Source organism: uncultured Brachyspira sp. (assembly GCF_944390845.1).
Lineage (GTDB): Bacteria > Spirochaetota > Brachyspiria > Brachyspirales > Brachyspiraceae > Brachyspira > Brachyspira pulli.
This window is the reverse complement of the sequence record NZ_CALXRM010000011.1, coordinates 34,330-48,223: the sequence shown is the minus strand read 5'-3', so window position 1 is coordinate 48,223 and position 13,894 is coordinate 34,330. Positions and strand designations below refer to the sequence as shown.

The 13,894-nt window shown below is 26.0% G+C and carries 13 protein-coding genes; 2 read left to right on the top strand and 11 right to left on the bottom strand.

Annotation, left to right across the window (positions count from 1 at the left end; genetic code table 11):
* Nucleotides 1-114: 114 nt before the first annotated feature.
* On the bottom strand, nt 115-561 hold the full coding sequence (locus Q0K52_RS03800; RefSeq protein WP_297296632.1) for a hypothetical protein: 447 nt from the start codon (nt 559-561) through the stop codon (nt 115-117).
* 510 nt (nt 562-1,071) lie between these two features.
* Here Q0K52_RS03800 and Q0K52_RS03795 point away from each other — a divergent pair.
* Nucleotides 1,072-2,604, top strand: coding sequence for a sodium:solute symporter (locus Q0K52_RS03795; RefSeq protein WP_297296630.1), 1,533 nt, complete (start codon nt 1,072-1,074; stop codon nt 2,602-2,604).
* A gap of 26 nt (nt 2,605-2,630) precedes the next feature.
* Nucleotides 2,631-3,794, top strand: a complete 1,164-nt coding sequence (locus Q0K52_RS03790; RefSeq protein WP_297296628.1) for a cyclically-permuted mutarotase family protein — start codon at nt 2,631-2,633, stop codon at nt 3,792-3,794.
* Between the two features lie 99 nt (nt 3,795-3,893).
* Here the strand turns inward: Q0K52_RS03790 and Q0K52_RS03785 are convergent, their stop codons facing one another.
* The 10 genes from Q0K52_RS03785 to Q0K52_RS03740 form a co-directional block, all read right to left on the bottom strand.
* Nucleotides 3,894-4,115 carry a putative Se/S carrier-like protein gene (locus Q0K52_RS03785; protein ID WP_297296626.1) on the bottom strand — a complete coding sequence of 74 codons (222 nt, stop codon included), beginning with the start codon at nt 4,113-4,115 and terminating at the stop codon, nt 3,894-3,896.
* Nucleotides 4,109-5,227: an aminotransferase class V-fold PLP-dependent enzyme gene (locus Q0K52_RS03780; RefSeq protein WP_297296624.1), complete on the bottom strand. Its 1,119-nt coding sequence runs from the start codon at nt 5,225-5,227 to the stop codon at nt 4,109-4,111. Before Q0K52_RS03780 ends, Q0K52_RS03785 begins: the two co-directional genes overlap by 7 nt.
* A 19-nt stretch (nt 5,228-5,246) precedes the next feature.
* On the bottom strand, nt 5,247-5,816 hold the full coding sequence (gene yedF, locus Q0K52_RS03775) for a sulfurtransferase-like selenium metabolism protein YedF (protein ID WP_297296622.1): 570 nt from the start codon (nt 5,814-5,816) through the stop codon (nt 5,247-5,249).
* 73 nt (nt 5,817-5,889) lie between these two features.
* Nucleotides 5,890-6,369: a CvpA family protein gene (locus Q0K52_RS03770; RefSeq protein WP_297296620.1), complete on the bottom strand. Its 480-nt coding sequence runs from the start codon at nt 6,367-6,369 to the stop codon at nt 5,890-5,892.
* A gap of 2 nt (nt 6,370-6,371) precedes the next feature.
* On the bottom strand, nt 6,372-8,324 hold the full coding sequence (locus Q0K52_RS03765) for a methyl-accepting chemotaxis protein (protein ID WP_297296618.1): 1,953 nt from the start codon (nt 8,322-8,324) through the stop codon (nt 6,372-6,374).
* An 11-nt stretch (nt 8,325-8,335) separates the two neighbouring features.
* Nucleotides 8,336-10,270: a methyl-accepting chemotaxis protein gene (locus Q0K52_RS03760; RefSeq protein ID WP_297296616.1), complete on the bottom strand. Its 1,935-nt coding sequence runs from the start codon at nt 10,268-10,270 to the stop codon at nt 8,336-8,338.
* A gap of 153 nt (nt 10,271-10,423) precedes the next feature.
* Entirely contained in the window at nt 10,424-11,824 is a 1,401-nt protein-coding gene (locus tag Q0K52_RS03755; RefSeq protein WP_297296613.1) for an MATE family efflux transporter, read from the bottom strand.
* Nucleotides 11,825-11,965: 141 nt separating this feature from the next.
* On the bottom strand, nt 11,966-12,169 hold the full coding sequence (locus Q0K52_RS03750; RefSeq protein ID WP_297296611.1) for a hypothetical protein: 204 nt from the start codon (nt 12,167-12,169) through the stop codon (nt 11,966-11,968).
* Nucleotides 12,160-12,555, bottom strand: coding sequence for a hypothetical protein (locus Q0K52_RS03745; RefSeq protein ID WP_297296609.1), 396 nt, complete (start codon nt 12,553-12,555; stop codon nt 12,160-12,162). Before Q0K52_RS03745 ends, Q0K52_RS03750 begins: the two co-directional genes overlap by 10 nt.
* A complete protein-coding gene (locus Q0K52_RS03740) occupies nt 12,552-13,889 on the bottom strand; it encodes an AAA family ATPase (RefSeq protein ID WP_297296607.1) in 1,338 nt (445 codons plus the stop codon). Before Q0K52_RS03740 ends, Q0K52_RS03745 begins: the two co-directional genes overlap by 4 nt.
* Between the last annotated feature and the right edge of the window lie 5 nt (nt 13,890-13,894).

Sequence of the window (13,894 nt, the reverse complement as noted above, 5' to 3'; positions counted from 1 at the left end):
TATTTTTATTATTTTGATTTTATATTATAAATATCATTTCATCAATTAAATTTAATTTTTAAAAATAAAAAGGGAGCCTTTTAAAGCCCCCTTAATAATTTTTATATTAAAAATTTATTGTGCTTGTTTATTGAAGATACCATTTGAATATTTTTCTTCTTTCTCACCTTCTTTTTTGGTATAAGTGATATTAGCTTTGCTTTCTGATTCAAATGTTATATCAATAGTATATGAAACAGTAACATTTCCAGCACTATCTTTTTCTGTAGAAGTTGCAGAATATTTATTTCCTAGTTTGAATATTTCAATAGCCTCAAAAGGAAAATCTAATCTTGTATACATATCATGATAAATCATACTTCCGTCTTCTTTAATATCCATTGTAGATGAATAAAATACACTTTTTTTATCAGTTGTTTCTGCATTCCAAGTTCCTGCATAAGCTTTGTCTATTCCTGTAATTGTTCCTGTAATTTCTCCAGCTGCTTCTTTTACTTTTTCACAGCTTACAGTAAATAAAGCTATAAATAATAAAGATGTGACTAATAATTTTCTTAACATATTTATCTCCATTTGCATTGATAAATTTATATTATTTGTAAATTTTATTTTTGTCAATAGTAAAATTAAATTTATTATGTAAGCTTAATAGTGTAGAAAATTTACAAATATTGATTTTATGTAAAATAATTATAAAAAATAAAAAACTATAATTAAAATTTAATAAAAATGAACTTAAAAATTGTAAAGCCATAGAAGTTATATTAATTATAATTTCTAATTGGAATAATATATGTATATTTATTTAATATGTATTAAATGTTTTCTATTATGTAATAATTCATATATCTATTACTTTTTGATAAAAAAATTCTATCTAATATATTTTATATAATTGAATGTTATTACTTAAAGTATTTAACTTTATATTTTTAGTGATGTTTTTCATTTTTTTTATAATAAATTGTAATAAATTGTAATATTTTCTATTTTATGATTGACTTTGTAGTGTTATTTGACTATAATATAATTGTTCACGTGAACAAAAACTTATTTATAGGAGAACCTAATATGGCTTGGCATTGGTTTGACTGGGTAGTCATCGGACTATACTTCGTTGTAATGTTTTTAATTGGTATATTCTTTGCTAAAAGAACAAAATCTACAGATGATTATTTCAAAGCTGGCGGTAGAGTACCTGCTTTGGTAACTGCTATGAGTATTTACGCTACAGCATTATCATCTATTTCATTTATTGCTATACCTGCTTCTGTTTATAATAACAGCTGGCTTCTTGGTATGGCTCCTCTAGGAATTATTTTAATGGTATTATGGGCTGCTTATACTTTTGTACCATTCTTCAGAAGAGTTAATGTTACTACTGCTTATGAATATTTAGGAAGAAGATTTGATAATTCTTTCAGACTTGTTGGCAGTTTAACATTCATACTTTTCCACGTTGTAAGAATGGCAATAGTTATTTATCTTCCTACATTGGCAATACAGCAGGTACTTCCTACTCTTAATCCTGTTTTAATAACAGTTATAGTATCAATATTCTGTGTTGCTTATACATCTATGGGCGGTATAGAAGCAGTATTATGGTCTGATGCCGTACAAACAGTTGTACTTCTTTTAGGTGCTTTCTTAGTAATTATAGTAGGTTTCTCATCTGCTCCTGAAGGAATAGGTCAAGGATTCAAGCTTTTAGCTGATGATGGAAAAATCATAAGCCCTGATTTCTTCTCATTAGATTTAGCTAAATCAAGTATCTGGGTTATGATAGTTGGCGGTTTTGTTAACTCTATATATTCTTATGTAGGCAGCCAAGATATAGTTCAAAGATATGCTACAAACAAAGATGAAAATGAAGCTAAAAAAAGTTTATTTATGAATGTTCCTTTACTTTGTACAAGTGTAATAATATTCATAGGTATGGGTTCTGCTTTATACATTTATTTCCATTTCAAAGCTACATTACCAGAAAATGTTAATGGTAATGCTATACTTCCTTACTTTGTTGTAAACGCTTTACCAGTTGGTATATCTGGACTTGTAATAGCTGCTATATTTGCTGCTGCTCAATCTACTGTATCATCTAGCTTAAACTCTGTTTCTACTTGTATGACAGCTGATATATTAGAATATCTTAAACCTGGAATGGAAGATGCTAGTAAATTAAAATTTGCTAGATTATCAAGCTGGATAGTAGGTATATTCAGTACATTACTTGCTATTTACTTTATATATAATGGTCAGGGAGATATGTTCTTATACTTCCAAGCTATAACAGGTCTTTTAGGCGGTCCTATAGCTGCTGTATTCTTGGTAGGTATATTCTTTGATAAAGTTGAAAGTAAAGCTGTATGGGTTGGATTTGCTCTTTCTGTTATAGTAGCATTCTATGTTAGCGATCCTGCTGGTATGCTTACTAAATTTATACCTGGTTATGCTAAACCAAAAATCTTTGAGTTTATGATTTCATTCATAATCATAGGTGTTGGTGTAGTTGGTTCTTTATTAGCTTCTTTTGCTTTTGGAAAACCATCTGCAGAAAAAATAAAAGGCTTAACTTATTCTACTACTATAAAAAATCAAAAATAATAGTAGATTACTAGAAGGAAATATAAATGAAAAAATTATGTTTAATATTATCTATTATATTTGCTGCTGTTAGCTGTTCAGGTGGTAATACTGCTGGCACATCTTCTAACAATGCTAATGTATTAGATTCTAAAGTTGATAAAAAAATAGTTTGGGAAATGGGAGGACATTTGCCTGCTCAAACTGGAATGGAAAAAAATATAGGTACTGCCGGAGTATTATACGGTTCTTTAGGCGGTAAATATATAGTTGTAGGCGGCGGTGCCAACTTCCCTGAAGAATCCGTACTTAATGGCGGAGCTAAAAAAACTTATTCTGACATTTATATGTTAGAAGATAAGAATGGTGTATTAGAAGTTGTAGAACATATCAATTGGGAAAATGAATTAGGATATGGTGCTTCTATAACTACTGAAAATGGAATATATTATATCGGCGGATCTTCTAATCCTGAAGCTGATGATGATATATTATTCATTACATTAAAAGATAATAAATTGAATGTTGAAAAAATAGGTGATTTACCTTTCACATTACAAAATGGCGTAGCTGTTTATAAAGATAATAAATTATATGTTATCACTGGTAAACAAGCAGGTAAAGGAAGCAATAAAGTTTATGAGTATGATTTAGCAACTAAAGAAGCTAAAGAATTAGCTCCTGTACCTGGAGAAGCAAGCAGAACTCAGGCTGTTGCTCAATTATTAAATGGTAATATATATGTATTCAGCGGCGGTGATGCTATTGCTTATACTGACGGCTACAAATATGATTTTGCTAATAATACTTGGGAAAAAGTTGCTGATGTAGCTTTGAATGGTGAAGGAATATCTTTACTTGGTGCTGTATCTGTTAAACTTAATGAAACAGAAATGCTTGTTATAGGCGGTTTCAATAAAACTATTTATGACGATGCTGTTTATAATTTAGGAAATCTTAAAGATGCAGCATTAGCTGATTTCAGAGCTAAATATTTTGGTGCTGATCCTTATGAATTTAATTGGAACAGCAACATATTAATTTATAACTGTGAATCTAATACTTGGAAAACAATAGGGGAGGTTCCTTTTGATGCTCCTTGCGGTGAAGGTTTAATATTAATAGGAAATAAAATATATTCTATCAATGGGGAAATTAAACCTGGTATTAGAACAGATAAAATGTACGTTGGTACTATTATGGCCAAATAATAAAGACATATCCAACTAAAAGTTTTCCATAAATAAGGGCTTATTTCTTACTTAAGAAATAAGCCTTTATTATTTTTAAATCAATCAAGTTTTTTATTGTTATTTTTCCATATCTTTAATTTTTACAACTAAACCTGCAGCTTCAAGCAAAGATACAATATATACTTTATCATTGTCTTCTATATCTATTGCCATATTGCATACTCCAAATACAGGTTCAGGTGCAGGTCTTACAACAACTTCTATGCCGGCATCTAATAAAATTTTTTCTGCTTTGATTAAATCTCTAGGTGTTTGTAAATAACAAAAAGTTTTTACCATAATTTGTTTCCTAATGTGTTTATTAAGTATTCTAAATCTTTTTTTGTTGTATATGGTGAAAAAGAAAATCTTATAGCACCATTATCATTTTTATAAAAATTATGAGCTAAGAATGCACAATGAAATCCATATCTGCATTCTATACCATAATCCTCATAAAGCTTATGAGCTAAATCAGACATACTTATAGAATCAGTAGTTATAGAAAATACGAAGCCCTGATGTTCGATATTTTTAGACCATATTACTTTATATTTATTCATAGATTCTATTTCTTTTATAGTATATACTAAGTCTTCTATATTTATATTCCAATTAGGTCTATTTTTTAATGCTGCCAAAAGCCCTATAATTCCTACAGTATTAGGAGTGCCGGCTTCATATAGTTCAGGTACGCTGTAAGGAGTTTCATATCCGTCACCGAAACCGCCTCCAAAATATGCCGCTTTTAATTTTTCCGGATTTTTTACATAGAAACCGCCGGTACCAGTTGGGCCTAAAAGTCCTTTATGTCCCGTAAAAGCTATAAAATCAGCATTCCATTCATCTGCTTTTATTTCATGTACCCCAACAGCTTGAGTAGCATCTACAAGTAGAGGTATTTCGCCTATAGCTTCCTTTATTTTTTTTATAGGCTGTATTACTCCGCTTATATTGCTTTCCATATTGATTGCAACTAATGCTATTTTTTCTTTTTTCACAATTTCAGAAAGAGCATTTATATCTACTATTCCTCCGTCTAAAGAGGGCAGTATATCATATTCTACATTATTATTTTTACTTAATTTGTGTATTGGTCTTAATACAGCATTATGTTCTAATGTTGATATTAAGACTTTACAATTATGAAGATTAAGCCCTATAAGTATATCATTTACAGACCTAGTAGCTCCGGGTGTGAATATTATATTAGCGTCATTTTTTGTACCTAAAAATTTATTAGCCAATATTTCCCTGCATTCTTCTATTTTTTGAGTAGTTTCTTTTCCTCTTTGTGTATTTACTCTGCCGTAAGTTCCTCCTACATTCATAAGAAAATTGTACATTTCTTCTGCAACTTCTTTAGGTTTAGGAAAACTTGTTGTAGAGTTATCAAAATAGTAATTTTTCATGATTATAAATAAATATTAATTATGCTCTTATAACAGCTGAAGCATTAGCCATAGCTTCTATTATTCCAAGCATATTAGTTTGTTCTTCTACTTTTATGCCTTCTAATTCATAGAATTTAACACAAGTACCGCAGAAAAATATTTTTATTCCAGCATCTCTTAATTCTTGTAATAAAGTTTTATAAGGTTCTTCAACGCCTAAATAAACTCCGCCGTTATAGCAATATAAAGCTTCTGGTTTTGGGTTAGCATCTTTTAATGCACCTAAGAATGATTTTAATAATAATTCTCCAAGATCATCATTTCCTTGTCCCATTACTTTTTTATCAACAACAGCTATTACTGGACCAGATGATTTTTCTTTATTGTTATTTAAAGATAATTCTTTATTTTTCACAATTTTGAAATTTTTACCTTCATTAGTATAAGTTATACCATTGTTTTTCAAAAAGTCTGTGATATTGTGGAAAGCAACATCATCATCTATTAGTACTTCTATTTCTTCATTTAATGCTGCATTAGTGATTGCAGTTTTAGTAAGAATTAATGGTTTTGGGCAAGGTATGCCTCTAGCATCTACTGTTTTCATAAGTATTACTTCCTTAAATAAATTTGTACTAATATAATATATTAAAATAGCTTTATTGTCAATTATATAAACTTTAAATACTTTTATTATTAAAATTGTTTATAAAATTTGATATATAGTTATCATTTTGGAATAATACAAATATATAATTTATTATTTTAGATTGATTTACAGCATCAGAATATTCTGGAAATATATATATAATCAAATTAACTGCAAAGTAGGTGATAATTACAGAAATCATAATTATTGTACCGGCACCAAGTAATCTATCAACCCAAGATAAATATATTACTTTCAATATGTCTTTAATACTTTTTTCCACTTTTGAAAGTATTATCCTTATAATAGAATAGCTTGCTATCAATGATATTATTTTCAATATAGCTGAATGTGAAAAAAATTTCGACATATGATTATATATTAACGGTGCTATCAAAAATGTAGCTATTATAGCTAGAATTGGTATAATAATAGATATTAAACCTCGGCATAAACCATATATAAGAAGTACAGCAAATATTACTATTAATAATGTATCAAGAGTGATCATTTTTATGATTTCTTTAATAAAGCTATTATAGGAGCAAATGTAAAGCTACTTTTCTTTCTATGAGTATTGATAATATTTGACAATGCTTCTATGTCAGTATGAGAGAATGAAGAATAACTTCCTATTTTTTTAGTTATATCATTAAGCTCATCTTTTGCTTTTATTATATTATTGAAGCTGTTAAATATTTTATAAACATCTTGGTTCTGATATTCTATTTTAGAGTTTAAATTGTTTTGAACTTCCAACATAGCTGCTATATTTTCTTTAATAGATAATACTATTAAATTTTGATTTACTAGAATATTAGACATAATTTCATTATATTGCTCTAATGATTTAAAGTTGCTTAATTTCTTAGAATCACTATTAACATCATTGTCTATTTCATCCATAAGATTATCAATAGTTGTTGTAATTTTATTAACTTCTTCAGATATTATTTTACAATGGTCTTGTATATAGAATGATGAATTTTCTATAACAACTAATCCGCTGAATATATCTGTAAGCATTTTTTCTATATATTCTGTACCTTTAGATATTTCAAAAGATAAAGCACCTATTTCTTTTGCTACAACAGAAAAACTTTTTCCGTAAAAACCAGCTTTAGATGCCTGTATACCAGCATTTATAGATAAAAGATTTGTTTTGCTTGTTATAGATTTTATATATGATATTGTTTCATATATAGATTCTGTTATTACATTTACATCTTTAAATTGATTAGCAGATTCAATTATAATACTTAAAAATTTATTTGATGTTTCAGTTAAACTTTCTTTTATAAGTCTTAGGTCATTCTTTAAAGTCATTATTTGTTCATTTGAGAAATCAGATTCTTTCAAATTAGAAATTGTTTGACTTAATACTCTGAAGTGCTCCTGCATTTGTGATTTATATTTATCAAAGAAAGTAAATATAGTATTTGTATATTTTAATCCGTCTTTTATTAGATTTTTCTTACTATCTTTAGCCTCTATTAATTTATCATTAGCTTCTAAGATAGAATCTATTTTAGAACTGATAATATTATAGGCATCTTTATTTTCTTTATCTATTTCAAATACGAACATAGATGTGTCCATTAAATTTTTATCTATGTTGTTTAATTCTTCTGATATTCTGTCTATATTATTTAATGTTTTTAAATTTAAATGTAATCTATTGTTCAACATATTTTCTTTCTTTATAGAATCAAGTGCATTTTTAGCAAATGTTGAGAATATAGATATTGATCTGAAAGAAGAAGATATTATAACAGCAAGTCCTATTCTATCAAAGTCCGGTCCATCTGCTGTTGTATTTACATATATATATCTTATTATTAATATTAATGATAAAGAGTTAGCTATAATCATAGGTATATTTCCCTTATAATTATAATTCAATATCATATCTGAAACTGTTGAAATAAATATTATAAAGAATACAAATAATGTAATAAAAGCTTTTAATGTAAAGAATAATCCTATAGGTGTTAAAAAATATGATGTATTAGAAGCATCATAATAGCTTATTCTAACTGTTAAGAATTGTGAAGAATATATTATACTGAAAACTATTAATACAACAGATAATACTATTGTTACTATAAATGTGGCATTGTTTAAATTCATTAATGTTTTTGTAGAGCCTATAAAACTTTTTGAATTAATAGGCATTAACATAATGGCAACTAGCATCAGTATATTATTAAACACATACATATTCAATGCTGTATCTTTATTTATTCCATATATTTCAAAGAATATTATTATAAGTGATATAATATTATAAATTAAAATTAATGTAAGTATAACAGAAATCGTAATGTATATAACTTTTCTAGTTTTTATAGATAATAAAAGATATAACATAATAAAAACTGACATTAAAGAAATACCAATAATTGGAATTAATAGTTTTACTACTGTTATATTATATCCAGTTATTAAATTTGCAAATATATTCATATCTATTCCTCTTACATAACTTTAGAATATTCATCTACTTTATCTTCTAAGTCATTAATATACTTCAAGAATTTTTCCATTTCTTCATTTAATGTATTTGTAATAGCTTCTAAATCATCAGATGTAGCTAATAATTTATTCATATCTCTCATAAGATTTTTTACTTCATTATTTTCTGCATAAGCTTTTTCAGAGATATCTACTATATAAGCATTAATTTCTTCTATCTTATCTTTAATATTAATAAAATCATTTTCTTCATTAACAATAATATTAGTCATATTTGATATTGAAGTATACATTTTATCAGTATTCTTAATAATATTCATATTATAGTCATTTTGTTTTTCCATTCCTTTATTGAATTTGGTAAGTCTTTCATAATGACCATGCATTTCTTCTATTAACAATGATACATTATTAATAATATTATTACTTGAATAATTAAATTTCTTAAATATTTCTTCTATTTGGAATAACAAAGTCTGCATTCTGTTTGTAGCCTGAGATGTTTCATTTACTAATTCGTTAACCTCTCTTGATACAACAGAAAAGTTATTATACCATTCGCCAGCTTTTGATGCTTGTATGCTTGAATTTATTGCTAATGTTTTAGTTTTATCTGCCATATTTGCCATAAATGATATAATTCTGTTAATTTGGAAGCTTAATTGATTGAAAGATTCTGATTTAGTAAATTCCTTAATAAAATTATTTTTTTCTTCTTCCAATTTTGTTTGGAAATCTTCAAATACAGAAACTATTTCTCTACTGTTTGATTGTAATGTATATATCTTCTCAACTGATTCCTGTAATTTTAAATTAGATTCTTCCAATGCTTTTTTTTGCATTTCTACTGAAACTTGTAAATTAGGGTAGGTTTCTATTAATTCATTAATCTTTTCTATATTTATTTTACCATCATTTATTTGGAAATTTTCTATAGTTATAAATTCATTTGTATATTCTATTACTTTGTTAATATCAACTTTCAAATTATTTATTGTAGAATAAGTATTTTCTACTTTATGTACTAAACTTTTAACTGCATCTTCAAAATTATCTTTAAGTTTTGATAATTTTTCAGAAGTTGTCACAGCAGTATTTATAATTATAGCGTCTTGTGCTCTTATACTTTCTAAATCATAAGATTGTGTTGTCTTTTTATGTATTGCAGTTATAAATCTGCTTACAGAGAAATATATCATTATTATATTAAATATAGCATAAGTTAATGTTATTCTTGAAAATGTTAAATTCTTAAAGAATAAGAAATTACTTGAATAATCTGTATATATTGATATGCCGTTAAAATCATCAAAGAATGCTATAGATATTAAAGATATTAATATTAACCAAGGTATATTCTTTTTGACATTTTTATTTATTGTCATTTCATAAATAAATGCACAAATTATTATAAAACAGTATACTGTAAATATAAAGTCTCTAAATACATATATAGGGCCTAAAGCACCTCTAGCTTTTATACTGTTTTTCATAGTTTCGTTAAGTGTAGTTATAGGTACTTTTGTAGATATAAATACTTGAGGATATAATAAAGCCACAGCTGACAATAATATCAATACAAATACAGCAAATATATATAGTTTATCTAAAGCACGATGAAAACTTTCATTTAATGTTAGATGAGTTCGTATATATGTAAGCCAAGGAATAATAGTTAATGATAACGCTATTTGTTCAAATTTATATAAATTTAGCGATACTTCATTATTTGGTGAGTATAATGATATTATTATATTTAATGCTTCTAATCCTGAAAATGCAAAGCATAAAAAACCTAAAACTAATATTATCGCTTGAGTTTCTTCATATAACTGAAAATATATATAGGCATATAATATTATACCAACAATAGATATAATAGTAGCCATAACGGGAATTCCCAATTCTAATGTCATAAGAGAAAAATCGTAACTCATAAATCCTCTATTAGTAAATAATTAAATCAAGTTTTATAATATTATAAGTTAATTTTAATATATTAAAAGCAGAAAAATAAAATTAACTAAAAAATAAAATACCGTTAATATAATCGGAATTAGTTTATTAAGTATTTACTAATTGTATACATTTTATTCTGTAAGTTTTCTTACCCATCTTTCTTTTTTTAACATTATAACACCAACTGCTATTTTAGCAAAATCGCTTAATTTAGCTATACCAAACATAGCAACAGGGCCTACAGTAGTAAATTTAGCTAAAATTAAAGCTAAAGGAGCAAATATTAATAAGGATACAGGTACATCTACTGCAAAACCAAATACAGTATCGCCTCCAGCCCTTGAAACGGCAAATTGTGCATTAATATAAGTCCATATAGGCATATAACATGCTATTAATATTACCAAATTCCTTGTAATTGCTTGTGCATCTGGGGTCAGTTTTGAGAATATTACTGGTATTAGTAATGCTGAGGACATTTGCACCAATCCGACAACCAAACCAGCTATAACAGCACCATTCATTATCCATCTAGCTTTATTTTTGGCATCTTCAAGTTCTCCTCGGCCCAATGTTCCGCCTACAACTACCATTGTTGATACAAATACTCCCTGAAATACTAAATAAAATATATTTGCTATTGTGAATCCTGATGCCATACCAGCAACTGTTTCAGCTCCGCCTCTGCTATTGTATAATGCTGTCATAAACATTTCACTTAATCCCCAGCTTATTTCACTTAAAAATATTAAACTGGATTTCTTAAGCATTGAATAAAATACGTTTAATTTTACTTTTAATATCTCTCTTGTTCTTACATAGAATTTTTCTTTATGTAATTTTATATATACTATAAATAAAATCATTTCTATAATTCTTGCTATAAGTGTAGCAATAGCAGCACCGGTTTCTTCAAGTCTAGGAGCACCAAAATTACCATATATAAGTATGTAATTTCCAAGAGCGTTGCATAATGTTGCTATAACAGATATTATAAGAGGTATATGTGGTTTTCCTATTTCTCTATAAGAAGTACCTATAGCACCGGAAATGGATATAGGTATAAATGTAAATGCTATTATACTCATATATTTAGTGCTTGATACAAGTATAGCTTCCTGAGAAGTATTTCCTTTTGTCATAAGACGCATAAATATTTCAGGATTGACAAGCATTAATATCATATATGAAATAGAAATAATAAGCGGAAGTATTACTTTAAATCTGAAAGCCTGCTGCATACCTTCTTTATTATCAGCACCGCTGTTTTGTGCCATATATATTCCGCCGGCACCGTAACAGGTGTTAAGAAGCACCAAATATATAAAATTTAATTGATTCGATACATTTACAGCAGCCATTTTTATATCACCTAATTCAGCCACCATAAAGTTATCTATTAATGATACCATACCCATTATAAGCTGCTGAAGCATTACAGGAACAGCAATAGATATACATAATTTGTAAAAATCAAAATTTCCGAATAACTTTTTTTTGTTATTATTAAGTTGAATTGAATTGGTATTCATAATATTTTCTCTTTTTTAAGATTAAAAAGTATAAATTCAGTCTATTCAATAAAAAACGTAAAGTAATATATAACTAATTGTATATTTGTCAATATATTTTATAAAATTTTTTTATGAAATAATGAATAAAAATTTTATTAGTTAGAAATATTTATTAATAAAATATTTTTCAAAACTTTCAAATGTAGAAATTTTTATATCTTTGAAATAACGGTTTTTATACTCTGTTGTCAATCTTGCACAATCTTCATTAATTCTAACTCTATTTCTATTTTCTTTATTTTCTGAAGTATTATTTTCTGCATTTTCATTTGCTATTAGGTAATAATATATATTTAAATCCAAAAAATATTTTCATCTATCATTTTATTAATTATTTTATGTATTGTTATTAAACTTTCTATGCCTTTTAATTTTATTTCATTTTTTAATTTTTGCTTAAAATCTTTACTGCTTTCTGAATTTATTAATAAAGATGTATTTTTAAATTCTATCAAATATATTATATTATTCTGTATATGTATCATATCGGCTGATTTTGGTCTGTTATTCTTTTTTATATTAAAAGTTATTTTATCAAAATCAAAAACTTCTGTGTCTAAAGTTATTTTACTTATATTTTTATCAATATCTTTGCATACTTCTGATATTTTATCTTTACAATTATTAAAATCTGTATTTAATATATTTTTTAATTGGTTTGTAATATCGCTTATTTGTTTTGGTGTCATTTTTCTGACTCATTCCATAATGTATCTTCATCTAATTTTCTGTAGGCATCGGCTAAAGTTTTGTATATGCTTTCTATATCATCATTAACATTTTTTATTACAGCATAACCATCTTCTTGTTTTTCACTTAAATAGAAGTTAGTTTTATCAGCAATTTTTTCTGACTTTTCAGAATATTTTTGTATAGCTTCTATAAAGTACGGACTATGAGAATTAATTAAAATTTGTATATCCAATTCTTCAGCCATTTTAACCATAAGTTTAGCATATTCAATTTGCCATTTAGGATGTAAATGCACTTCAGGTTCATCAAGTATTAAAATATGTTTATCATTAAAAACACCAGCTTTCAAAAGTAAATCTATTATAGCAAAAGATTTTATTCCTACAGCAGTATTTGAAAGCTCTATATAATTATTATTTTTTTTGAAGAACATCGTATCTTTTATATTATCATATTCTATAGACCCATTTATATTTTTTTGTATTTTATCTGATATTTTTTTTATTTTATTAAATTCTTCAAAAAGAGAATAATCAGTATCCATAATAGATTTATTTCTATTTTCAATTATTTTTTTACTTAAATCTATTAAATGATTATCAACTGTATATTTTTTTAATTTATAAGGAGTTATATAATTTTCTATTATATTAAATATAAACGGAGTTTCTATATATGTTATATTAGATGCATATACATTTCCTATTAATTCGTCATCATTAAATTGATTATTTATAATATCTATATTTATGATTTTATTATTATCTTCTAATATAGATATATTTGATTTTTCACAATTAAAAGATTGCACATTATTTTTTAATTCATTTAATATATGCTGTTTGATACTATAATATTTTATTTCATTAATGTTTGTTTTATTACTTAATATATTAAAATATTCTTTTATATCATTTTCTATACAATTATATAAATCATATTCCTGAAGATTTTTTTTATCTTCTTGAAAAAAATTGTTATTCAAATTATTTACATCAAAAATAAAATATTGTAATATGGCACCTATATATTCCTGAAATCCTACAAAGTCTAAATCTCTTATTCTAACTAAAGAATTTTTATCGTTCCATTTTTTTAAAAATTCATTTTCTAATTTTCTTGCTATATTTCTTGTTATTGGATATATTTTTATTTCTTCAATATATTCTTTGTAGTTTTTTTCAGCATTATTCAAACCAGCAACAACAGAATATAAAGCCTTTCCGACTGTACTTTTACCTGTATCATTTTCACCAGCTATTAAAGTAAGCCCGTCTAATATGATATCAGCCTCTTTTATCATTCCGATATTTCTTAATTGAAGTTCCATATTGA